Below are 22,098 nucleotides of genomic sequence, written 5' to 3' on the forward strand. Positions count from 1 at the left end.
CATGAAAATACAAGCAAAATTGTTGATGCTGGCCGCTTCGGCTGCGCTGTTTAGCAGCCAGGCGTTTGCCCAGACTCCCGCTCCGGTGCGCATCCGCGGCGAGATCGTCTCGGTGGATGCAACGACGTTGACGGTGCATCGTCGCAGCGGCGATACGGTCAAGATCGCGATCAAACCGGATCAGGCCGTCGGCGCGTTGAAAAGCATGAAGCTCGCCGATATCAAGCAAGGTTCGTTTATCGGCACCGCGAGCAAGCCGGGCCCCGACGGCAAGCAGGTTGCTGTCGAAGTGCTGGTGTTTCCGGAATCGGCGCGTGGAACCGGCGAAGGCAACTACGCGTGGGACTTGCTGCCCGGCAGCATGATGACCAACGCCAACGTCGATACCGTGATGCAGGGCGTCAACGGTCGCGAGCTGAAGCTGTCGTATAAGGGCGGCACCAACCAAGTGACGGTTCCGGAAAACGTGCCGGTCGTCACACCGGTGCCGGCTTCGCGCGCCGATTTGATCCCCGGTAAGAAGGTGTTCGTGGTCGCGACCGGCGCTGCGGATAGCCTTAGCGCCGCACGTATCTTTGTCGAGAAGGATGGCGTCGCGCCGCCGATGTAATTGCTCTCGCAGTGTTTAAGGAGCCCCACATGCATGTCGATGTGGGGCTTTTTTTCGCTTGATTCCGCACGCAGAAAACGCGGCGATTCTTTTTCGCTCCAGCCTTCAGCCTTCAGCCTTCCGCCCGAAGTTGCCACTCTCGCACCGATCTCCGACGCAGCTCGATCCCTTCAGTTTCCCGCAGATTTGCCGTTAACCGCGAGGACAGCGCCGCGTTTGAATCCAAACTGCGCGGCGCCTGACCGTAGCGCTACCCGCGCACGGATAGCTGGCCTCGTCACCCACTGACGGCTCGCATCTTAAAAGGAAGTCATGCTGAAAAACCTGTCGATTCGCGCCTCCCTGAGCCTGACCATCGCCTTTTTCGGAGTTGTCCTGCTTATCGGCGCAGCCGCCGGATTGCTCTCGATGCGCGCGGGTAACACGGCGCTGCAGTTGATGTACACGGTCGACACGCCTGCCGTTGCCGACCTCGAAGGTAGCGCAGGTCAATTGCTGCGCTTGCGCTTGGCGCTGGCGACCTACGCTTCGCTAGTCGAGCTGGGCGACCATGACGGCGCCGCGGCGGTGCTCAAGCGCTTCGACCAATATCAGCAGATCTCGAACGATCGCCTGGCTCACTATCTGAGCCGCCCCAGCACCGATTCAGACGAACAGCGCCTGGCCACCAGCATGCAGGATGCGCGCGATGCCTTCCTGCACAGCGGCGTCGATCCGGCAGTCACGGCGCTGAGGGCCAATGACAAGGCAAGCTTCATGCAACTACAGGCGTACAAACTTCCACCGCTCTACAGCGCTTACGAAAAATCGATGCTCGCGCTCGAGAAATTCCAAATGGATCGCGGCGCGCAACGTTATCAGGAGGCCGAGGACCGGTTCTATGCGGTTAGCGTGACCGTGTTCGTCGGCATGGGGCTGGCCCTATTGGGTGCGTGGCTTGGCCGCGTGGCACTGGTGCGTGCGATCGTATATCCGGTGGATGCTGCGATCGTGCAATTCCAACGTATCGCAAATGGCGACCTCACGGGCCGTGTTCTCGCGGGCGGTGATAACGAAATGGGCAAACTCGCCGCGGCGCTGAAGAAAATGCAGGAATCGCTGATCGTTACCGTGAGCGCGGTGCGCCGGGGCACCGAGTCGATCGACACCGGTGTAAGCGAAATCGCCTCGGGCAATATCAACTTGTCGCAACGTACCGAGGAACAGGCGGCATCGCTCGAACAAACGGCCGCGAGCATTGAGGAACTGACCTCGACCGTCAAACAAACCGCGCAGAACGCAGGCCAAGCCAGCACGCTCGCGCAAGGTGCTTCGGCGCTCGCGGCGCAAGGCGGAGACCTGGTGCAACAAGTGGTCGGCACGATGCAACACATCGTCGGCGATTCGCACAAGATCGCCGACATTGTCGGTGTGATCGAAGGCATCGCGTTCCAGACCAATATTCTGGCGCTCAACGCAGCGGTGGAGGCCGCACGCGCGGGCGAACAGGGGCGCGGCTTCGCGGTCGTCGCCAGCGAAGTGCGCTCGCTGGCGCAACGCAGCGCGAGCGCCGCAAAAGAGATCAAGGGCTTGATCGATGCTTCCACCGGCCGCGTCGAATCGGGCGCTCAACTGGTCGAGCGCTCAGGCGCGACCATGAAGGAGATCGTCGACGCGATCGCTCGGGTGAGCTCGATCATGGATGAAATCTCGGCGGCGGCGACCGAACAGAGCACCGGTATCGATCAGGTCAATCTCGCGGTGGCTCAGATGGACGAAGTCACGCAGCAAAACGCCGCGCTCGTCGAACAAGCCGCGGCTGCCGCAAGCTCGCTGGAAGAGCAGGCGCGACGCCTATCGAGCGCGGTGGCGGTATTTCGGGTGGATACGCGCGACGCGTAAGCCGCCGATCGCGCGCGGATTCGATAGGCCCGGGTCCGCCTATCTCGGCCTACCCGGCCTACCCGGGTCGAGCTATCCGCGTCGATCCATCCTTATGAGCCGTTTGAGCAAATCTTTGCAATTCCTGGAGATTAACGCCAGCTCTACACCGGCATACAGTGAAGCCATGCAGTTCGGATGCCTTTATTACGATGCCCGGGGACAAAACTGATATACGAAAGTCGTATCGACTTCGATGTCCCCGATGTGTAAGCTGAATTAACTCGAAGAAATGCCATGAAAACCATTGAAATTGATGTTGCTGTTATCGGAGCCGGCAGCGCAGGCCTGTCGGCATATCGCGCGGCGAAAGCGGCCGGCGCGTCAGTAGTCATGATAGAAGGCGGCGCGTACGGCACCACCTGTGCCCGCGTGGGTTGTATGCCCTCCAAGCTGCTGATCGCGGCTGCCGAAGCGGCGCATTCCGTGGACCGGGCTCGGCCGTTTGGCGTGCACGTGGACGGCGCGACACGGATCGATGGTGCGCAGGTCATGCAGCGCGTCAAGAGCGAACGGGATCGGCTGGTCGAGTTTATCGTCGACGACGTCCATGCGCTTCCGGCGCAGGACCACTTGATCGGTTACGCGCGGTTCGTCGACGACGGGCTCTTGCAGGTCGGCGATCACACGCTGGTGCGAGCAAGCCGCGTCGTGATTGCAACCGGCTCGAAGGCCGATGTTCCCGAAGTGTTTCGCGCGCTCGGCGACCGGGCGATCATCAACGACGACGTGTTCGATTGGGCGGAACTGCCGCGTAGTATCGCTGTGTTCGGCGTCGGCGTGATCGGACTCGAGCTGGGGCAAGCGCTCGCTCGACTCGGCGTGCGCGTCAGCGTGTTCGGCAGAAGTGGTCGTGTCGGCCCGTTCACCGACCCGCAGATCAGGCAATACGCCCGGGGGGTTTTCAACGAAGCATTTCGGTTTGAGCCTCAGGTCAAGATCAAATCGCTGACGCGTGAGGAAGACGGTGTGCGGGTGCAGGTGACCACCGTCGACGGTGTCGCGATCGACGAGACGTTCGACTATGTGTTGGTGGCGACCGGGCGCTCGCCCAACGTTAGCAAGCTGGCACTTGAGAACACATCGCTCGCGCTCGACGCACAGGGCGTGCCGATCTTCGATCCGCTGACCTTGCAAGCGGGCGAGCACCCGGTGTTCGTCGCGGGCGATTCGAATGGCGTTTTGCTGCTGTTGCACGAGGCTGCCGATGAGGGACGTGCCGCGGGCACCAATGCCGGACACTACCCGACTGTGGTGCCGTTCAAGCGGCGCGCGCCGATTTCGATTGCGTTCACGGACCCCGGTATTGCCATGGTGGGTAAAGCTTTCAGCGATTTAGCGCCTGACAGCTATGTGGTCGGTGAGGTCAGTTTTGAAAATCAAGGCCGCAGCCGGGTCATGCTGAGAAACCGTGGTCTGATGCACGTGTATGTGGACAAGGCGACCCGGCGATTTGTCGGCGCGGAATGGATCGGGCCCGATGCCGAACACATCGCTCACTTGCTGTCCTGGGGGCTGCAGATGGAGCTGACTGTCGACGCCATGCTGGCAATGCCGTTCTACCATCCGGTTGTTGAGGAAGGCTTACGTACGGCGTTGCGCAACGCGGCGAATCAACTGCCCCCGCTCGCGGCTTGAGTGCTTCGTGCGGCGAGCGGCGCGGTGGGTACCGCGTCGCTCGCATCGTACTCGGGCACGTCCGTTGCAGCGGCGCCATCGGGTGCGCTTTTTACCCGTCCCACCCAAATCAGCATCGTGGCCATTAGCAGCACGGCCGTCCATCCGACCATACCGTAGCCCGCGATCTGTCCGTTCGGTGTGCTGGACAGCATCAGTCCACCCAGCCACGCTCCGCAACCGGTGCCGAGCGCCTGCACCGCACTGTTGGCGCTGAGGAATGCGCCTCGGCTGGCCGCTGGCGGCACGGTGGTAAGGAGCGCCTGCAACGGAATGATCCGACCAGACATCGCGACCATGAAGAATGGGAAAAACAGCACGACGAATACAAATGGCATGTTGGGCAAGTGCGTGATGAAGAGCACGGGTAATGCCGATAGGGCCGCAATCGTACGAAACGTCCGACGACTGCCGTAGCGGTCAGTGAGCCGTCCGACCGCACGCGAGGTAAAGAAGGTCGTGACGCCTCCTGCCATGTAGATCCAAGCCAGCTGCGCAGGTTGTACGCCGTGGTTGGCGACCAGAATGGGTGCGATGAACGGAATGACGAGCATGTGCGACGTCATCATCACGAAGGTGAGCGCGAACGCCCTCATATGGCGGCCCTGCGTGAGCAAGCTCCATAGCTCGGGCATCACTTGGCTCAGCCTGGGCGGAATATGAATCAGATGCTGCGCCAACGATGGCACGATGCGCATGCCGCCCAGCCAAATCACAACCGACAGCACCACCAGCAAGGCAAACGGCGCGGCCCAACCGAAGTGTGCGCCGAGCAGCACGCCTGCGGGCACGCCGGCAACCGCCGCTAACGAGAATGCGGTCATGATGATGCCGGTGGCTGTGCCCCGTCGCGCGATCGGAATCACGTCGCTGACGATGGTCATGATGACCGAAGCCAGCACACCGCCCGTGATGCCGGCAAACGCCCGGGCGATCAGCAGCAAGGGATAGCTTCCCGCGAGCGCGCACGCGAGATTGGATAGTGCGAATAGCGCGTAGATCGTCAGCAGCAAGCGACGGCGGTCGAAGCGATCGACATAGGTGGCCGCGAACAGTCCCGATAAACCGGAACACCACGAATAGGCCGACACGGCGGTGGCAAATTGCGCGGGCGTGATCGTGAACGCGCGCATGATCTGCGGGCCTAGCGGCATCATCACCATGAAATCCATGATGACGGTGAATTGGGTGAGCGCGAGCAGCCAGAGCAGGCGGCGTTCGCGGTCGTTGCTCAATGCGTACATCGGCAATGTCCTTTAGTTTCGGTGGTCTTGGCTGACTGCCAAGTTGGCCATCGAGTCAGCCGGCGAGTTGCAGACCAGGCTGACGGCGCCTGTAGTCCGCCACCCTCGGTGTGCGTCAATCATCGAGCGTTTCGTGCACAGCCTGCGCACCCTGCTTCCAGTAACTAGCGGCGCGGATGCGTGCTTTATCTACACCGCGCTCGGTACACAGATGGTGACGCACCGCGCGGATACTCGCCGACTCGCCGGCAGCCCATACATAGCCCTCGCCATCGGGCAGATAGGTGCCACGCACGGCGTCCAGCAACGAGCTGCTGTCATGTTCTGATTCGCTGCGTTCGCTACTTTCGCTACTTTCGCTACGATAGCGCCACACGACGAATAGGTCTGCCACAGTGTCGAAGTCGATGCGCGCCTCGGGCGAGGCTACTTCCAGAACCGCCGCAACCCGCGTGCCGGCAGGCAACTCTTCGAGCCGGCGACTGATAGCCGGCAGTGCGGTCTCATCGCCGATCAGCAGGTGCCAGTCGTAAGCTTGCGGAATCACCATCGAGCCGCGCGGGCCGCCGACGCCCAGGTATTGACCGATCTGTGCCTGTGCTGCCCAAGTGGCGGCGGGGCCGACGCCATGAAGTGCGAATTCGATGTCGAGTTCGCCACTGTCGCGGTCGTATCGCCGGGGCGTGTAGTCGCGGGCAACCTGCCGGGGCTGGTCATCAGGGAAGACGGGACCTTGTGGGCCGGCCGTCGGCATGATCGGGCGTTGCGCGCCCGGTTCGGGGAAAAATACCTTCACGTGGTCGTCGAACGAATCGGAGGCGAAATCGTGCAGGTCGTCGCCAGTTAGCGTAATACGCACTAGATGCGGCGTGACGGCGTGAACGCGTTTGACTTGCAGCAAACGGAACTTGAGCGGATGCCGCACGCGTGTGATTTCAAGATTAGGCCTGTTCGGCATGGTGTTCTCCATGATGATGTTGGGCGAATCTGCGGCCCAGTTGAGCTAAGCGGCAGGGGTGCTATCGTCCGTGCCGGCTATTTCAGCCGCGGCGCGTAACAGGATGGCGGCGATACGACGTTGTTCCGCAGCGGGTGCATCGCTGTGGCGAAACAGCGCGTGTTTCAGCGCGTGGCGAGCCTGTATCAGTTCGGGTAGCCAGCCACCTTCCTGGACACCGTCGCCAGCCTCCTCGCCTGCGAACGCGCGGCGCACCGAGTCCATCTTGCGAGCGATGTGACTGAGCTTCGCGAGCATAAACTCGACTCGCTCACGGTTGGCCGCGAGGTGTTCGCGGCCCGCTTCGGCCACCGCGTAGCGCTTGCGATTGCCCTCCGCTTCCACCGTGACATGACCCAACTCTTCGAGGTAGGTCAGCGCGGGATAGACCATGCCGGGGCTGGGCGTATAGAAACCGTTGGAACGTGTTTCGAGCGCCTTGATCAGTTCATAGCCGTGGCTAGGCCGATCGGCCAGCAGCGCCAATAGCAGCAGTTGAAGATCGTCGGATGTGAATTTGCGGCCGCGTGGCATGCCGTCGCCCTCGCCGCCGAAACCGCTGGGGCCGCCGCCGAAAGGACCGCCGCCGCGACGATGATCATGGCGCCCGATGGCGTGCCAGAGTGCGTGCAGCGAAAACCGCTCGCCGAAGGCGCGGCCGTTCGACGAATGTGCGTGATGATGACGCATGGTGGAATCTCCTTGAATATCAAAAGACATATCTTAAGATATATATCTTAAGATTGTTTGTCAAGGGAGACGTCGCTCTTTCCTGGGTGGCTCCAACCGACCCGCCTCCTGCAGGTCGCGTCGGCTCGAACGCGCAACGCTCAGATCGCCGCACACAAAGAAAAAGCCCACGTAAAAACGTGGGCTTTAATTTAATCACCATCACGAAGCACTGATGGCTTCTCATTGCATATTACAGTCGCCCAACGGACGAAGGCGTCGCCTTATCTACGTCGCCTCATCTCCGTCACTTTAACGATTCCGCCCGTGGCTCTGCCGCAAGCGCGCGATCGCTGCCAACTGCGCAGTCGCGTAAGCGAGCTCGGCCTGAGCCGTCGCATACTCCAGATTGGACCCGGTATTTTGCACGGCTTCTTCCGCGGCACGAAGTGCCTGCTCGGCCTTCGCCTCATCCAGATCTTTACCGCGAATCGCCGTATCGGCCAGCACGGTCACCGTACCCGGCTGGATTTCGAGAATCCCGCCCGCGACGAAGACAAACTCCTCCTCGCCGTTTTCGGTTTCGATGCGCACCGCGCCCGGACGGATACGCGTGATCAGCGGCGTGTGGCCCGGCAAAATACCGAGTTCACCCGCTTCGCCCGGCAGTGCGACGAATTTCGCCATACCCGAGAACACTTGTTCCTCGGCACTGACGACGTCTACTTTAATGGTTGCCATATTGATTCCCGACTCCTGGTTGAGCGCGTGGTCCGGCGAGGTGTGCGCAGCGACTACTCTACGTCGCACGCCGCCGGGTACAACTCACACTCTTCCTTACTGGATCTTCTTGGCTTTTTCGAAAGCTTCGTCGATCGTGCCGACCATGTAGAACGCCTGTTCCGGCAGATGATCGCATTCACCGTCGACGATCATCTTGAAACCACGGATGGTTTCCTTCAGCGGTACATACTTGCCCGGCGAACCCGTGAACACTTCAGCGACGTGGAACGGCTGCGACAGGAAACGCTGGATCTTACGCGCACGCGCAACAGCCAGTTTGTCTTCCGGTGCCAGTTCGTCCATACCCAGAATCGCGATAATGTCGCGCAATTCCTTGTAGCGCTGCAAGGTCACCTGCACGCGGCGGGTAATCGAGTAGTGCTCTTCACCGATCACGTTCGGGTCGATCTGGCGCGAGGTGGAATCCAGCGGATCGACGGCCGGGTAGATACCCAGCGAGGCGATGTCACGCGAGAGCACGACGGTTGCGTCCAAGTGACCGAAGGTGGTCGCAGGCGACGGGTCGGTCAAGTCATCGGCAGGCACATACACGGCTTGCACCGAGGTGATCGAACCGAGCTTGGTCGACGTGATCCGTTCCTGCAAGCGGCCCATTTCTTCAGCCAGCGTCGGCTGATAGCCCACGGCCGACGGCATACGACCCAGCAGTGCCGACACTTCAGTACCGGCCAGCGTGAAACGGTAGATGTTGTCGACGAAGAACAGCACGTCGCGGCCTTCGTCGCGGAAGTGCTCAGCCATCGTCAGGCCGGTCAATGCGACGCGCAAGCGGTTACCCGGCGGCTCATTCATCTGGCCGTACACGAGCGCCACTTTGTCGAGCACGTTCGAGTCTTTCATCTCGTGGTAAAAGTCGTTGCCCTCACGGGTACGCTCGCCCACGCCGGCAAACACGGAGTAACCACCGTGCGCCTTGGCGATGTTGTTGATCAATTCCATCATGTTGACGGTCTTGCCCACACCGGCGCCACCGAACAGACCCACCTTGCCGCCCTTGGCAAACGGGCAGATCAGGTCGATCACCTTGATGCCGGTTTCGAGCAGTTCGGTCGACGGCGACAGTTCTTCGAACTTCGGCGCTTTCTGGTGAATCGCACGCGTGGTGGTCTGGTCGATCGGACCTGCTTCGTCGATCGGACGGCCCAGCACGTCCATGATGCGGCCCAGGGTCGGGGTGCCGACCGGCACCAAGATCCCGGCGCCCGTATTCGTTACCTTCAACCCACGGCGCAAACCTTCCGACGAGCCCAGACAGATGGTCCGCACCACGCCGTCGCCCAGTTGTTGCTGGACTTCGAGCGTCAGTTCGGAGCTTTCCATTACGAGCGCGTCATAGATTTTCGGCATATGGTCGCGCGGAAATTCCACGTCGATCACGGCGCCGATGCACTGTACGATTTTGCCTTCCACTATCGCAGTACTCATCGCTTTTCCTTTTTCCTTTCGGATACTTAATTCGTTACCATCATGGGCGCAATCAGCGCTCAATGCGCATTGCTAAACGGGTGCCTGGCGCGTATTACGAAACAGCTGCTGCGCCACCGACGATTTCGGACAATTCCTTCGTAATCGCGGCCTGCCGGCTCTTGTTGTAGACGAGCTGCAAGTCACTGATCACTGTCTTGGCATTGTCGGATGCCGCCTTCATTGCCACCATCCGCGCCGATTGCTCGGACGCCATGTTTTCCGCCACGGCCTGATACACCAGCGCCTCGACGTAACGCATCAGCAAATCGTCAACTACCGCTTGGGCGTCTGGCTCGTAGATGTAATCCCACGAATAGCGCGGCGTTCCCGGCGCGCTTGCGTCGGCTTTGGCCGGCGCTTGCGTGTCGCTTTTTGCTGCGAACATTTCGTCGGTCAGCGGCAGCAGTTGCTCGATCACGGCTTCCTGCTTCATCGTGTTGACGAAGCGGGTATAGGCCAGGTACACCCCTTCAAGTCGGCCTTGCGCATACGCGTCGAGCTGAACCTTGACCGCACCGATCAGCCGTTCCAAATGCGGCGTATCGCCCAGTTGCACCACGTGCGACACCACTTTGGCGCCAAACCGGTTGAGGAAACCGAAGCCCTTGCTACCGATTGCGGTCGCTTCGACGGTCACGCCACGCTGCTCAAGTTCCTTGAACTTGGCCAGCACGGCACGGCTGATGTTGGTGTTCAAACCACCACACAACCCCTTGTCGGTCGTCACCATGATGATGCCGCTCGTACGCGCGTCCTTGTGATGGACCATGAACGAGTGACGATACTCGGGCGTCGACTTGCTCATGTGCGCGGCTATTTCGCGAACCTTGTCGGCGTACGGACGCGCTGCGCGCATGCGTTCCTGTGCACGGCGCATTTTCGACGCCGCGACCATTTCCATCGCCTTGGTGATCTTGCGCGTGTTTTGCACGCTCTTGATCTTGCCGCGGATTTCCTTCATTCCCGCCATTGCCTACTCCTCTAGCCGAGAGGCCCGTTGCTCCGGGCACTCTCGATGTCCGTTCGCAAAATCGGATCAGTAAGCGCCGGACTTCTTGAAGTCTTTGAGTGCCGTATGCAACGCAGCCTCATCGTCCTTCGACAAGTCCTTCTGGTCTTCGATACGATTGATCAGATCCGCATGGCTGGCCTTCAGATATTCGCGCAGGCCTTTCTCAAACGGCAGCACATCCTTGACTTCGATGTCGTCGATGTACCCGTTGTTGGCGGCGAACAGCGCAACCGACAGCTCCCACACCTGCAGCGGCTGATACTGCGGCTGCTTCAGGAGTTCGGTCACGCGACGACCACGCTCGAGCTGCTTGCGGGTCGCCTCATCCAGATCCGATGCGAACTGCGCGAACGCGGCCAGTTCACGATACTGGGCCAAGTCGGTACGAATACCGCCGGACAATTTCTTCACGACCTTGGTCTGCGCTGCACCACCGACGCGCGATACCGAAACACCGGCGTTAATAGCCGGGCGGATACCTGCGTTGAACAAGTCGGTTTCCAGGAAGATCTGGCCGTCGGTAATCGAAATCACGTTGGTCGGCACGAATGCCGTCACGTCGCCAGCTTGCGTTTCGATCACGGGCAGAGCCGTCAACGAACCGCTTTGGCCTTTGACCGCGCCCTTGGTGAATTTCTCGACGTAGTCTTCCGAGACGCGAGCCGCACGCTCGAGCAAACGCGAGTGCAGGTAGAACACGTCGCCCGGGTAAGCTTCACGGCCCGGCGGACGGCGCAGCAGCAGCGAGATCTGACGATACGCGACAGCCTGCTTGGTCAAATCGTCGTACACGATCAGCGCGTCTTCACCGCGATCGCGGAAGTATTCGCCCATCGTGCAGCCGGAGTAAGGAGCGATAAACTGCATCGCGGCCGAATCCGAAGCGGTCGCAACCACGACAATCGTGTATTCCATCGCGCCGTGCTCTTCGAGCTTGCGCACCACGTTCATGACCGACGAAGCCTTCTGGCCGATCGCGACGTAGATACACGTCAGGTTCTTGCCTTTCTGGTTGATGATCGCGTCGACTGCCACTGCGGTCTTGCCGCACTGACGGTCGCCAATGATCAATTCGCGCTGTCCGCGGCCGATCGGCACCATCGCGTCGATCGACTTCAGGCCGGTTTGCACCGGCTGGGACACCGACTTACGCCAAATCACGCCCGGAGCGATCTTTTCGATAGCGTCGGTTTCCTTCGCGTTGATCGGGCCTTTACCATCGATCGGCAAGCCGAGCGCATCGACCACACGGCCGATCAGTTCGCGGCCGACCGGCACTTCCAGAATGCGGCCCGTCGTCTTGACGGTATCGCCTTCGGAAATGTGCTCGTATTCGCCCAAAATCACGGCGCCCACGGAGTCACGCTCGAGGTTCAGTGCCAGACCATACGTGTTGCCCGGGAATTCCAGCATTTCACCCTGCATCACTTCGGACAGGCCGTGGATGCGGATGATACCGTCGGTCACGGAGATGACGGTTCCCTGATTGCGAACATCGGTGCCGGTTTCCAGACCCTGGATCCGGCTCTTGATCAGCTCGCTGATTTCAGAGGGGTTGAGTTGCATTTTCGCTCCTGATAGTCAATTCTGCTGTTGCCTGCGTATTACCTGAATCCGGCACCGCCCATCGGCCTGGCCAGCCCCTTCCTGGGGCGCAGCTTCACGCTCGAGTGGCGATGGCCCATCAGGCCGTCAGCGCCACTTGCATCCTGGCGAGCTGCGCACGCACGGAGGTATCGAGTACTTCGTCGCCAACTGTCACGCGCACGCCGCCAATCAACGACGCATCAACCGAGACAGCGGGCTTGAGTTTGCGCTTGAACCTGCGCTCCAGCCCGACGACCAGTTCATCCAGCAGCGACCCTTCCAGCGGGAAGGCACTCACGATTTCTACGTCGGCCGCGCCTTCAAGCGCATTCTTCAATGCTTCGAACTGCACCGCCACTTCCGGCAGCGCTTCGATCCGGTGGTTGGCGACGATCATGCGCACGAAGTTCTGGACCTGGGCGGGCACCGGCGCTTTCACGACGGACAGCATCAGATCGGCCACGGCGTCGCGACTCACTTTGGGACTCAACGCCAGCGACTGCACTTCGGGATGGCCCGCAACCTGCGCCAGATCCTGCACGAGATCCGACCAGGCGGCGAGGTCGCCGGTTTCGGCCACACGAAACAACGCTTCGGCGTACGGACGGGCGATGGTTGCAAGTTCGGCCATGATCAGAGCTCTGCTTTCAATTGGTTCAGCAGGCCAGCGTGTTCCTGGGCGTTAACTTCACGCTTGAGGATCTGCTCGGCGCCCTTGACCGCCAGCGCGGCAACTTCGCCACGCAGCGTTTCGCGTGCCGTTACCATTTGCTGGTCGGCTTCGGCTTTCGCCTGGGCCACGATACGTGCTGCTTCCGCTTGCGCATTGCGACGAATTTCTTCCGCGGCGTTTTGCGCCCGTTGCTCAGCATCGGCGATGCGTTGCTGACCTTCGGCACGTGCGTCTGCCAGTGCGGTGTCGACACGCTTATGAGCGTCTTCGAGTTCGGCCTTGCCTTTTTCGGCAGCGGCCAGTCCTTCGGCGATTTTATGCGCGCGCTCGTCGAGGGACTTGATCAGCGGTGGCCACACGAATTTCATCGCGAACCACGCAAGGATCAGAAACACGAACATTTGCGCAAACAATGTTGCGTTTAGATTCACGGTGTTTCCTTACTGTAGTGCATTATCGGATGCGGACGGTGTGGCCAGCGTCGATGAAAACATGCTCGACCACGCCCCTCCCCCTGCGCGAGCCCCTAGGCTCCGCTTTGTCCGACAAATCAGCCCGCGAGCTTCGACAACAGCGGGTTGGCGAACGCGAACAACATTGCAATACCCACGCCGATCAGGAATGCCGCATCGATCAGGCCAACCAGCAAGAACATCTTCGTTTGCAGCACGTTCATCAGTTCCGGCTGGCGCGCACTTGCTTCAATGTACTTGCCACCCATCATGCCGATACCGATACATGCGCCGCAAGCACCCAAACCGATAATGATGCCGATACCGATAGCGGTCGGACCCTGAACGAGGGCAGTCAGACCCTGGATGTTGGCGATCAAAGCTTGCATGATTACTCCTTTGAGAAAAGTCTTAAAAACTTAAATTTAAAAACACGAAACCAAATAAAAACTCACGCACCGGCACTCTCGCAATGCTCAGTGCTTGTCGTGCGCTTGACCCAGATAGACCAGCGTCAACATCATGAAAATGAACGCTTGCAGCAACACGATCAGAATGTGGAAGATAGCCCAAACGCTGCCCGCAATCACATGTCCGACGAAACCCAGCACCGTAAAGTCGGCGCCGAAGCCCCATATGCCGCCCAGCAGCGCGATCAGCAAAAACAGCAACTCGCCGGCATACATGTTGCCGAACAACCGCATGCCGAGCGAAACCGTCTTGGCGACATATTCAATGATGTTGAGGCCCAGGTTGGGGATCCACAGCAACGGATGCGCACCGAACGGCGCCGACACCAGCTCATGCAGCCAGCCGCCCAGGCCCTTGATCTTGATACTGTAGAAAATCATCAGCAGGAACACGCCCAGCGCGATACCGAACGTGCCGTTCAGATCGGCCGTCGGCACGATGCGGTGATGCGGAATGGCCTCGGACAGGCCAAGCCAGCCGATGACGCGCCCCGGCAAATCGACCGGGATCAAGTCGAGCGAATTCATCAGCGCAACCCAGACGAACACGGTCAACGCCAGCGGTGCGATAAACGTGCGGGTGCCATGAACCATCGATTTCGATTGGTCTTCCACCAGCTCGACCAGCATCTCGATTGCGCACTGGAAACGCTTGGGTACACCCGGGGTGGCGCGACGTGCCGCTGCCCACAAAATCGCAAGGGTTAGCAGACCCATCGCAATCGACCAGAACAGCGTGTCGTAATTGACGACGGAAAAATCGATGACGCTCGTCTGAGGTTTGTTGGAAAAGAAAGTCAGATGGTGCGTTATATACTCGGACGGATCAACCGGATGCGTTTCGACGCTAACTGTCATTTGTTCAGACACCCCAACAATAGTGAAATTCTTTAGCCTGCCGACTCTCGGCTTATCAGGCGCATGCCGCGAAAGCGGGACGCGCGCACCTACAAGCCACGCCGACAAGCCACGTGTAACAAGCCCTCATTTAACCGCCATCGCAACCCAATACGTCTTGAGCGCGACCAGATACGTCACCAACAGCGGTATCCAGCGAACGTCGTGATAGGTCCAAGCCAGTGCAATGAACAGCGCAACCGTTATCCCCGTCTTGATCGCGGCACCCCCTATCAGGGTCATCAAGGTCGGACGCTTCACGCGTTTCAGACCCAATGCGAACAAGCAACTCGGGATCCAGCAAATTGCGCCACCCAACAGTGCGGACAGCGCGACAGGTCCCTGGCGGTCGAATAACCACCACACCAGTGTCACAACCAGGGACAAAACCATTTGCGCGACCACCACTTTTAGTGGCGTAACGCGAGATGGACGACTCACATCCGGACCAAACAGCTTCTCTGCCTCAGCCCGGGTGAGCGGAACGATATTATTGTCTTGCTCGACGTCCCATTGGTCTTGGCGGTATATTGTCCGAACATCGGGGTTGCCGCGCGCGTCCTGTTCGGCGGACGGCCCAACGGGCGGCACGCCATGTACTTCACGCGTCATCGTACTTCCTTAGTCCGGCCCACGCCTTACACAAGGCTTTCGGGCCCATCAAACTGATAAATCGGAGCGATTGTAAGCGATTCTTACTGCCGATTCAAGACTTTACACCCGCAAATCGCTTCTTGGGTATGGCTGTTTTTCGGTCCCGATCGGTCATGCGCTTTGGTCGGTTTTGGTTTTTTTTACGACCCTGTAAGACGAATTCTGAGCACCTTACAAACGGCGCAAATATCGAGTCAACAGGGTCCTACGCACCCCTGCGCGGGAGCGCTCTGGCGGCCCACTTGCCGTGGCGGAAAAAGCTGTAGCATCAGCACAACGGCTTTTCAGACGTGACTAATGCAAGGGCTAGTTCAATGGGTTGACTCACGGGTTGGCTTACGGGTTGACTTACTTACCCAGGTAAAACAGCAGGCCCGCCCCCGCGCCCGTCGCGAACACAAAAAACGGCAGCGAGATCGCATGGAAAGGTCCCCAGATGCCGCGTTCGCCTGCCAGGCGGATGGCGATCAGATTCGCGAGCGAGCCGATTCCGACACCGAACCCTCCGACGCTCACCCCATACGCCAGCGCGTGCCAGTTGCGGGTGAATTCGGCCAGCAAAATGGTCGCCGGTACGTTGCTGATGCCCTGCGACAATAGCGCTGCGGCGAGATACACCCGCAGCGGCGCTCGTAGATCGACGCCCGCCAGCAAGCCAAGAATGACGGGCAACGCCGCCACGCCGCGCAGCACGATGAACATCAGTACGAAAATCAACAGCAGCAGCCAGTCGATTTTCAGTACGGCATTGCGGCGCCACAATCCATACCCCACCAACACCAAGGACCAGGCGATCAATTCATGACGCAGATCCGCCAAGACCACGAAAGCGATGAAGGCCAGGCCCGTCACGCAGATCAACGGGATATCGAGCGGTGGGTGCGCGAGCGTATGGGGAGCGGAACCACTTCCCGTGGGTAGGGCAAACTTCTTGGGGGGAAACAGAAATATCGTCAGCAGTACGAGCATCAGCATCAACACGCCGGCCAGCGGCGCCAAGGCCCAGGTGAACGCTAGAAACGAGACGCCGCTGCTTTGCCAGAGAAACAGATTTTGGGGATTGCCCAGCGGCGTGAGCACCGAACCCGCGTTGACCGCGAGCGCGATCGCAATCACCAGGCGTTTGATCGGCAGCGGTGTGAGCCTGTGCAGCGAGAGCGCGAGCGGCACCACCGCGAACAGTGCAACATCGTTGGTGAGTAGCGTCGCGAGGCCCGCGGCCAGCAACACCAGCAAGCATGCAAGACCGCGCTGCGTGTGAACTCGCTGCAGCAACCGGCGCGCCAGCCAATCGAGCGCGCCCGAAAATTCGATAGCCTTGGTCAGCATCAGCAGGCCGGCCAGTGTCACTATCGTTGGCCAGTCGACCAGGCCCATCAACGCTGGCGGCGTCTGAGGGCGCAGCACTTCCAATATGATGAACGCCAGCAGCAGGATGGCCAGCACCGGCTCGCCCGTTATCCAGCGCCTCGTCCAGAGCGCGACATGCCGCGATAGCCGCACAGGGGCAACGCGTTTGGACGGCACCGATGTCACGCGGACGGCGTCAGGCGCTTTCGGCGCGGTCGGTACGCAAGCGGTCGATGATGCCTTCCAGCGCATCGCGATTGCCAAAATCGATGGTCAGCGTACCGCGCCCTTTGCGGCCCAGCTTGATTTTGACATTGGCCGCCAGTGCGTCGGACAGCTCCTCCTCAAGACGCTCCAGGTCGCGCCCTCCGGACTTGACCGGGCGCGCCGAAGCGTCAGCTTGCGCGGATTTGAGTGCGGTCGTCACCAGCTTTTCGGTATCACGCACCGACATGCGCTTGTTCACCACCTGATGCGCCATTGTGATCTGGCTCGCGGCATCGACCGCCAGCAAGGCCCGCGCATGCCCCATGTCGAGGTCGCCGGCGAGCAGCATGGTTTGCACCGGCTGAGCCAGGTGCAGCAGCCGTAGCAGGTTGGAAACCGCGCTACGTGAGCGTCCGACCGCTTCCGCGGCTTCTTCGTGGGTAAAGTTGAATTCGTCGATCAAGCGCTGAATGCCCTGCGCTTCTTCGAGCGGATTAAGATCTTCGCGCTGAATGTTTTCAATCAGCGCCATCGCCGCTGCGGCCTGATCGGGTACATCCCTGACCAGCACCGGCACCTCGTGTAGGCCCGCCATGCGCGCCGCGCGGAAGCGCCGCTCACCGGCGATGATCTCGAACCGGTCGCCTTCGGAGTCAGTGCTTACTCTTCGCACTAGCACCGGCTGCATCAGCCCTTGCGCGCGAATACTGGCCGCCAACTCCTGCAAGGCGCCCTCGTCCATACGTGTGCGCGGCTGATATTTGCCCGGTTGCAAGCGGTCCAGCGACAACACGGTGGGCTCCCCTTCCGGGCGAGCCAAGTCCGTCACGTCCACGCTACTGCCCAGCAATGCCTCGAGACCGCGGCCCAGGCCCTTCTTTTTCACAGCTGCTTTCATTTCGATTCCCGGATTGACGAGGTCACAGCTTCTCGACGCGCGCAATCATCTCGGCGCCAAATTGGATATAGGCTTGCGCACCGCGCGAAGCCCGGTCGAACACAACGCCCGGCAACCCATAGCTGGGCGCCTCGGCAAGCCGCACATTGCGCGGGATGACGGCGTCGAACACTTTATCGCCGAAATGGTCTTTCAATTGATCCGAGACTTGTTGCTGCAAGGTAATGCGCGGGTCGAACATGACGCGCAGCAAGCCTATCACTTTCAAATCGCGGTTCAAATTAGCGTGCACTTGCTTGATCGTATTGACCAGGTCGGAGAGCCCTTCGAGCGCGAAATATTCGCACTGCATCGGGATAATTACGCCGTGGGCGGCGCATAAGCCGTTCAGCGTCAACAAGGACAAGGCCGGTGGGCAATCGATCAGGATGAAATCATATTCGGCTGTGATATCGACCAGCGCGCGTTTGAGTTGACGCTCGCGCTGCTCGATACCGACCAGCTCGACCTCGGCGCCAGCCAGCTCGCGGTTGGCCGGTACGACGTCGTAGCCGGCGCCTTCGGCGCGCACCCGCGCTTCCGAGATTTTCGCCAGCCCGAGCAGCACCTGGTAAATCGTCGTTTCGCAGGCCGCCTTGTCTATGCCGCTACCCATCGTCGCGTTGCCCTGCGGGTCCAGATCGATCAATAAAACTCGCTGCTGCTGCCCCGCCAGGCTCGCCGCCAAATTTACCGTGGTGGTGGTCTTACCGACTCCGCCCTTCTGGTTGGCGACGCAAAAAATTCGGGTCATTGATATGTTTTCCTTATCCGGGCGGTGGCTTTGAACTATTGATCGCATCCAGCAAACGCGATTCAGGGTTGTATCGTTTTTATCAATTGGGACGTGTCAAAGCCCATGGCTGCGACACGCGAGAGCAAGGCATCATACGTGGCGACTTCCATGATCGGTGTGCGCGACAAGATCCACAAATATTTGCGGTCGGGCTCGCTCACTACGGCATAGCGATAGTCGGGGTCGAGCACCACCACCCAGTACCGTCCCCACACGAAGGGCACCCAACTCAACCACGCGGGGGCGAAGCGCACCTGCAGCTTGGCTGTAGCAGCCGGATCGGCACGGTCGGGACGAGCCACACCCGACGCATGGTCTATGGTGCCGTCGGCTTTGCGACAGGAGTTGACCACACTTATCGCGCCATTGGACAGGGGTTCATACTGCGCAGTCACACTGCCCATGCAGTCGCGTTGAAACGAATTTGGCAGGCGCGCAATCTCGAACCATTTGCCTTCGTAGCGCGTAATGTCCAGCGCCGGCACCGGCTGCAACGGTGCCGGGGTAAGCGCCGACGCCGCTGTGCTGGCCATGCCTATCGTCAATGCAATTACAGTCAGCGCGTTTTTCATCATGCCCTTATCGTCATTTCAACCAGATGCCGCTCTGCGCCCAGAAACGGCACATCCAGACGTACCAATTGCTCGACCCTCACGTCTTCGGGAAGCCGCTCGATTTCCGCGTCGGGTCGCACGCCTTTCATGCCCCACATCGCTCCGCGTGGCGCAACAAGGTGTCTGGCGACAGTAACGAAATCGACCAATTCAGCAAATGCACGTGAAACGATGACGTCGAAAGGCGCAACCACTTCTGTTCCCGGTCGCAACGTCTCTACCCTTCCTGTGACCACGGTGATATTGGCGAGTCGCAGCAAGCCTTTTGCTTGGGTCAAAAACGCGGTTTTCTTGTGGACGATGTCATTTAGGGTGATGCGCCAGTCTGGCATCGCGATTGCCATGACGATACCCGGCAGGCCACCGCCCGTGCCCACGTCGAGCGCCGACGAGGGGCCCCGCGGCGCCAGATGCGGCACAATGGCCAACGAATCGAGCACATGCTGGATCAGCATCTGCCGCGGATCGCGGATCGCCGTAAGGTTGTAGACGGCATTCCACTTCGAGAGCAATTCGAGATAATCCAGCAGTTGAGCTTGCTGGGCTTCGTCGACTGAGATACCAATAGACTGGACGCCTTCAGCCAACATGCCCGCCAGTTGGTTGCGTGTTGGAGCCCCCCCGGGAGCCCCTCCGCGCGAATTTGTCGATCGAGCCATGGAACCCGCGTCGTAACTCGTCATTGACTGAGAACCTGCGGAAGACCGAGCCCGTCGTCGCTCTCGTTAGTCTCGGCACCGCCATCGCGCGACGAGCGACCCAGACGCCTTTTCAGATGAACCATGAGCAGCGAAATGGCGGCCGGCGTCATGCCGGAAATCCGAGAAGCCTGCCCAATCGTTTCCGGTTTCACCGCTGTCAATTTTTGGCGAGCCTCAAATGACAAGCCGCGTACCTCGGCGTAGTCGAGGTTCTCCGGAAGACGCATATTTTCGTTCGCTCCGTGGCGCTCGATTTCGTCAGCTTGTCGCTCGATATAGCCTTGATATTTGATACTGATTTCAATCTGCTCTTCGATCTGCTGGTGGAGAACCGGATCGCTATCGTCCAGTGGAGGCTGCGGCAAAAATGCGCCCTGTTGCAATGCCATCAATGCCGAATAAGTCACTTCGGGACGACGCAACAAATCGGCGAGACTGTATTCGTGCTCGATGGCCTTCCCGAGCAGGCGCACGGCCTCGTCTGCTGGTAGTGACTTAGGATTGACCCAGCTCAACTTCAATCGCTCTGTTTCACGTGAAACAGCATCGCGTTTGCGCGAAAATATATCCCAACGATGGTCATCCACCACCCCGAGTTCGCGGCCAATCTCGGTCAAACGCATGTCCGCATTGTCCTCACGAAGACTGAGACGATACTCCGCGCGGCTGGTAAACATTCGATACGGTTCCGATACGCCTTTTGTCACAAGATCGTCGACCAAAACGCCTAAATACGCCTGATCTCGGCGTGGGCTCCATGCTTCCAACCCTCGCACCAATCGCCCAGCGTTGATACCCGCCAGCAAGCCTTGTGCAGCAGCTTCTTCGTAACCTGTCGTGCCGTTGATTTGGCCTGCAAAGAATAGCCCAGCGATGACCTTGGTCTCCAAGGAGGCCTTTAGTCCGCGAGGATCAAAATAGTCGTATTCGATCGCGTAGCCCGGCCGCAAAATGTGCGCCTGCTCCAGTCCACGCATCGAGCGCACTAGCGCTAGTTGAACATCAAACGGTAAGCTGGTCGATATACCGTTCGGATAGTATTCATTCGTCGTCAGACCCTCGGGCTCCAGAAAAATCTGGTGCGAGTTCTTGCTGGCAAAACGGTGAATTTTGTCTTCGATCGACGGGCAATAGCGTGGGCCGACCCCTTCGATCACGCCCGTGTACATCGGTGAGCGATCGAGGCCACCACGAATAATGTCGTGAGTGTGCTCGTTCGTGTGCGTGACCCAGCAAGGGACCTGCTTCGGGTGCTGCTCGCTACGGCCAAGAAATGAGAACACGGGGACCGGATCCCGATCCCCGGCCTGCTCTTCAAGTACCGAAAAATCGATGCTTCGACCATCGATGCGCGGCGGCGTACCGGTTTTCAGACGGCCCTGCGGCAGCTTCAATTCCTTTAGCCGGGCCGACAATGACACCGCAGCTGGATCACCTGCGCGGCCGCCGGTGTAGTTATTCAAGCCCACGTGAATCTTGCCATCCAGAAATGTCCCGGCCGTCAATACGACCGCGCCGGCGCGAAAACGGATGCCAACCTGCGTGACTGCGCCGACAACGCGGTCGCCCTCGACCATCAGGTCGTCGACTGATTGCTGGAACAACCACAAGTTAGGCTGATTTTCGAGCCGATGGCGAATTGCCTGCTTATACAAAAGACGATCGGCCTGAGCGCGCGTGGCGCGTACCGCGGGGCCTTTGGAGGAATTGAGAATCCGGAACTGGATGCCGCCTTCGTCCGTCGCAGCCGCCATTGCGCCGCCGAGTGCGTCGACTTCCTTGACCAAATGGCCCTTGCCAATCCCGCCGATCGACGGATTGCAGCTCATCTGGCCTAATGTTTCGATATTGTGGGTAAGTAACAGCGTTTTGCAGCCCATACGGGCCGCGGCAAGCGCCGCTTCGGTGCCAGCGTGGCCGCCGCCGACAACGATCACGTCGAATTCTGTGGGATAAAGCATCGCTATTTCGCGCGTCGTGCCGAGTGGCTGGGGCGCGAATCTCCGGTAAACATATGGCCGAATTATAACGGCTATCGGTAGACGCCAGCCGTAACTTGATCGAAACGCATCGGGAGAGGTCGTGTTTCACGTGAAACACGACTCGATAAACGAGCCTGAGTGGCTTATTTAGGGGACGGGAACGGGTTTTTTCGCCAATCCCAGATAGGTATCGATGACCCTGGGGTTATGGGCGAGTTCATGAGCGGGGCCTTCAAGCGCCAGCTCACCGGTCTCCAGTACGTAGCCGTAGTCGGCCACCTGAAGCGCGGCCCGCGCGTTCTGCTCGATCAACAAGGTCGCCACCCCCGTCTCGCGCAGCTTCGCGATGATGTGCATGATCTCCTTCACGATCAACGG

At 59.8% G+C, this 22,098-nt stretch carries 21 protein-coding genes and 1 pseudogene; 3 read left to right on the top strand and 19 right to left on the bottom strand.

Annotated elements, in window-relative coordinates; all coding sequences use genetic code 11:
• The first annotated feature begins 1 nt into the window (after window position 1).
• From GSQ77_RS07355 to GSQ77_RS07365, 3 genes are all read left to right on the top strand, one after another.
• Complete coding sequence (locus tag GSQ77_RS07355; RefSeq protein ID WP_158900585.1) at window positions 2–610, top strand: hypothetical protein; 609 nt, start codon at window positions 2–4, stop codon at window positions 608–610.
• 312 nt (window positions 611–922) lie between these two features.
• Window positions 923–2,491: a methyl-accepting chemotaxis protein gene (locus GSQ77_RS07360; RefSeq protein WP_158900587.1), complete on the top strand. Its 1,569-nt coding sequence runs from the start codon at window positions 923–925 to the stop codon at window positions 2,489–2,491.
• Between the two features lie 276 nt (window positions 2,492–2,767).
• The gene (locus tag GSQ77_RS07365) at window positions 2,768–4,168 is read left to right on the top strand and encodes a dihydrolipoyl dehydrogenase (RefSeq protein WP_158900589.1); all 1,401 of its coding nucleotides are present in this window, start codon (window positions 2,768–2,770) and stop codon (window positions 4,166–4,168) included.
• On the opposite strand, the gene GSQ77_RS07370 is transcribed toward GSQ77_RS07365, so the two are convergent.
• The 19 genes and pseudogenes from GSQ77_RS07370 to GSQ77_RS07460 form a co-directional block, all read right to left on the bottom strand.
• A complete protein-coding gene (locus GSQ77_RS07370) occupies window positions 4,144–5,451 on the bottom strand; it encodes an MFS transporter (RefSeq protein ID WP_158900591.1) in 1,308 nt (435 codons plus the stop codon). The genes GSQ77_RS07365 and GSQ77_RS07370 overlap by 25 nt on opposite strands.
• A 115-nt stretch (window positions 5,452–5,566) precedes the next feature.
• Window positions 5,567–6,409: a siderophore-interacting protein gene (locus GSQ77_RS07375; protein WP_158900593.1), complete on the bottom strand. Its 843-nt coding sequence runs from the start codon at window positions 6,407–6,409 to the stop codon at window positions 5,567–5,569.
• 45 nt (window positions 6,410–6,454) lie between these two features.
• Complete coding sequence (locus tag GSQ77_RS07380; protein WP_254067506.1) at window positions 6,455–7,138, bottom strand: PadR family transcriptional regulator; 684 nt, start codon at window positions 7,136–7,138, stop codon at window positions 6,455–6,457.
• Window positions 7,139–7,429: 291 nt separating this feature from the next.
• Window positions 7,430–7,858, bottom strand: a complete 429-nt coding sequence (locus tag GSQ77_RS07385; RefSeq protein ID WP_158900597.1) for a F0F1 ATP synthase subunit epsilon — start codon at window positions 7,856–7,858, stop codon at window positions 7,430–7,432.
• Between the two features lie 96 nt (window positions 7,859–7,954).
• Complete coding sequence (gene atpD, locus GSQ77_RS07390; protein ID WP_158900600.1) at window positions 7,955–9,346, bottom strand: F0F1 ATP synthase subunit beta; 1,392 nt, start codon at window positions 9,344–9,346, stop codon at window positions 7,955–7,957.
• A 94-nt stretch (window positions 9,347–9,440) separates the two neighbouring features.
• Window positions 9,441–10,358 carry a F0F1 ATP synthase subunit gamma gene (atpG, locus tag GSQ77_RS07395; protein WP_158900602.1) on the bottom strand — a complete coding sequence of 306 codons (918 nt, stop codon included), beginning with the start codon at window positions 10,356–10,358 and terminating at the stop codon, window positions 9,441–9,443.
• Between the two features lie 66 nt (window positions 10,359–10,424).
• Window positions 10,425–11,966, bottom strand: a complete 1,542-nt coding sequence (atpA, locus tag GSQ77_RS07400; protein ID WP_158900604.1) for a F0F1 ATP synthase subunit alpha — start codon at window positions 11,964–11,966, stop codon at window positions 10,425–10,427.
• A gap of 118 nt (window positions 11,967–12,084) precedes the next feature.
• The gene (locus GSQ77_RS07405) at window positions 12,085–12,618 is read right to left on the bottom strand and encodes a F0F1 ATP synthase subunit delta (RefSeq protein ID WP_158900606.1); all 534 of its coding nucleotides are present in this window, start codon (window positions 12,616–12,618) and stop codon (window positions 12,085–12,087) included.
• A 2-nt stretch (window positions 12,619–12,620) separates the two neighbouring features.
• Window positions 12,621–13,091 carry a F0F1 ATP synthase subunit B gene (locus GSQ77_RS07410; protein WP_158900608.1) on the bottom strand — a complete coding sequence of 157 codons (471 nt, stop codon included), beginning with the start codon at window positions 13,089–13,091 and terminating at the stop codon, window positions 12,621–12,623.
• Between the two features lie 119 nt (window positions 13,092–13,210).
• Window positions 13,211–13,501, bottom strand: coding sequence for a F0F1 ATP synthase subunit C (gene atpE, locus GSQ77_RS07415; RefSeq protein ID WP_158900610.1), 291 nt, complete (start codon window positions 13,499–13,501; stop codon window positions 13,211–13,213).
• A gap of 87 nt (window positions 13,502–13,588) precedes the next feature.
• Entirely contained in the window at window positions 13,589–14,440 is an 852-nt protein-coding gene (gene atpB, locus GSQ77_RS07420) for a F0F1 ATP synthase subunit A (protein ID WP_158900612.1), read from the bottom strand.
• 126 nt (window positions 14,441–14,566) lie between these two features.
• Complete coding sequence (locus GSQ77_RS07425; RefSeq protein WP_158900614.1) at window positions 14,567–15,091, bottom strand: ATP synthase subunit I; 525 nt, start codon at window positions 15,089–15,091, stop codon at window positions 14,567–14,569.
• A 390-nt stretch (window positions 15,092–15,481) separates the two neighbouring features.
• The gene (locus GSQ77_RS07430) at window positions 15,482–16,735 is read right to left on the bottom strand and encodes an SLC13 family permease (protein WP_158900616.1); all 1,254 of its coding nucleotides are present in this window, start codon (window positions 16,733–16,735) and stop codon (window positions 15,482–15,484) included.
• Window positions 16,680–17,588 (bottom strand): ParB/RepB/Spo0J family partition protein, encoded by a 909-nt coding sequence (locus tag GSQ77_RS07435; RefSeq protein WP_158900618.1) that lies wholly within the window; start codon window positions 17,586–17,588, stop codon window positions 16,680–16,682. Before GSQ77_RS07435 ends, GSQ77_RS07430 begins: the two co-directional genes overlap by 56 nt.
• A gap of 22 nt (window positions 17,589–17,610) precedes the next feature.
• Complete coding sequence (locus tag GSQ77_RS07440; RefSeq protein ID WP_158900620.1) at window positions 17,611–18,381, bottom strand: ParA family protein; 771 nt, start codon at window positions 18,379–18,381, stop codon at window positions 17,611–17,613.
• Between the two features lie 62 nt (window positions 18,382–18,443).
• Window positions 18,444–18,998 carry a lipocalin family protein gene (locus tag GSQ77_RS07445; RefSeq protein WP_216854862.1) on the bottom strand — a complete coding sequence of 185 codons (555 nt, stop codon included), beginning with the start codon at window positions 18,996–18,998 and terminating at the stop codon, window positions 18,444–18,446.
• Complete coding sequence (gene rsmG / locus GSQ77_RS07450) at window positions 18,995–19,627, bottom strand: 16S rRNA (guanine(527)-N(7))-methyltransferase RsmG (protein WP_254067508.1); 633 nt, start codon at window positions 19,625–19,627, stop codon at window positions 18,995–18,997. Before rsmG ends, GSQ77_RS07445 begins: the two co-directional genes overlap by 4 nt.
• An 89-nt stretch (window positions 19,628–19,716) precedes the next feature.
• Window positions 19,717–21,699: a tRNA uridine-5-carboxymethylaminomethyl(34) synthesis enzyme MnmG gene (gene mnmG, locus GSQ77_RS07455; protein ID WP_158900624.1), complete on the bottom strand. Its 1,983-nt coding sequence runs from the start codon at window positions 21,697–21,699 to the stop codon at window positions 19,717–19,719.
• Between the two features lie 168 nt (window positions 21,700–21,867).
• Window positions 21,868–22,098 (bottom strand): annotated as a pseudogene (locus GSQ77_RS07460) (ABC transporter ATP-binding protein); the annotation flags it as partial.

Origin of the sequence: Burkholderia sp. L27(2015) (assembly GCF_009765705.1) — a bacterium.
Taxonomy (GTDB): domain Bacteria; phylum Pseudomonadota; class Gammaproteobacteria; order Burkholderiales; family Burkholderiaceae; genus LMUX01.

Bases quoted from the DNA above. Each gene is read 5' to 3' on its own strand.
- mnmG (WP_158900624.1), bottom strand. From the start codon at position 21,699: ATGCTTTATCCCACAGAATTCGACGTGATCGTTGTCGGCGGCGGCCAC.
- GSQ77_RS07440 (WP_158900620.1), bottom strand. From the start codon at position 18,381: ATGACCCGAATTTTTTGCGTCGCCAACCAGAAGGGCGGAGTCGGTAAG.
- atpD (WP_158900600.1), bottom strand. From the start codon at position 9,346: ATGAGTACTGCGATAGTGGAAGGCAAAATCGTACAGTGCATCGGCGCC.
- GSQ77_RS07355 (WP_158900585.1), top strand. From the start codon at position 2: ATGAAAATACAAGCAAAATTGTTGATGCTGGCCGCTTCGGCTGCGCTG.
- GSQ77_RS07435 (WP_158900618.1), bottom strand. From the start codon at position 17,588: ATGAAAGCAGCTGTGAAAAAGAAGGGCCTGGGCCGCGGTCTCGAGGCA.
- GSQ77_RS07405 (WP_158900606.1), bottom strand. From the start codon at position 12,618: ATGGCCGAACTTGCAACCATCGCCCGTCCGTACGCCGAAGCGTTGTTT.
- GSQ77_RS07375 (WP_158900593.1), bottom strand. From the start codon at position 6,409: ATGCCGAACAGGCCTAATCTTGAAATCACACGCGTGCGGCATCCGCTC.
- GSQ77_RS07360 (WP_158900587.1), top strand. From the start codon at position 923: ATGCTGAAAAACCTGTCGATTCGCGCCTCCCTGAGCCTGACCATCGCC.
- GSQ77_RS07385 (WP_158900597.1), bottom strand. From the start codon at position 7,858: ATGGCAACCATTAAAGTAGACGTCGTCAGTGCCGAGGAACAAGTGTTC.
- atpE (WP_158900610.1), bottom strand. From the start codon at position 13,501: ATGCAAGCTTTGATCGCCAACATCCAGGGTCTGACTGCCCTCGTTCAG.
- GSQ77_RS07430 (WP_158900616.1), bottom strand. From the start codon at position 16,735: ATGCGCTGGAAGGCATCATCGACCGCTTGCGTACCGACCGCGCCGAAA.
- GSQ77_RS07425 (WP_158900614.1), bottom strand. From the start codon at position 15,091: ATGACGCGTGAAGTACATGGCGTGCCGCCCGTTGGGCCGTCCGCCGAA.
- GSQ77_RS07445 (WP_216854862.1), bottom strand. From the start codon at position 18,998: ATGATGAAAAACGCGCTGACTGTAATTGCATTGACGATAGGCATGGCC.
- GSQ77_RS07380 (WP_254067506.1), bottom strand. From the start codon at position 7,138: ATGCGTCATCATCACGCACATTCGTCGAACGGCCGCGCCTTCGGCGAG.
- GSQ77_RS07370 (WP_158900591.1), bottom strand. From the start codon at position 5,451: ATGTACGCATTGAGCAACGACCGCGAACGCCGCCTGCTCTGGCTGCTC.
- rsmG (WP_254067508.1), bottom strand. From the start codon at position 19,627: ATGTTGGCTGAAGGCGTCCAGTCTATTGGTATCTCAGTCGACGAAGCC.
- atpG (WP_158900602.1), bottom strand. From the start codon at position 10,358: ATGGCGGGAATGAAGGAAATCCGCGGCAAGATCAAGAGCGTGCAAAAC.
- atpA (WP_158900604.1), bottom strand. From the start codon at position 11,966: ATGCAACTCAACCCCTCTGAAATCAGCGAGCTGATCAAGAGCCGGATC.
- atpB (WP_158900612.1), bottom strand. From the start codon at position 14,440: ATGACAGTTAGCGTCGAAACGCATCCGGTTGATCCGTCCGAGTATATA.
- GSQ77_RS07365 (WP_158900589.1), top strand. From the start codon at position 2,768: ATGAAAACCATTGAAATTGATGTTGCTGTTATCGGAGCCGGCAGCGCA.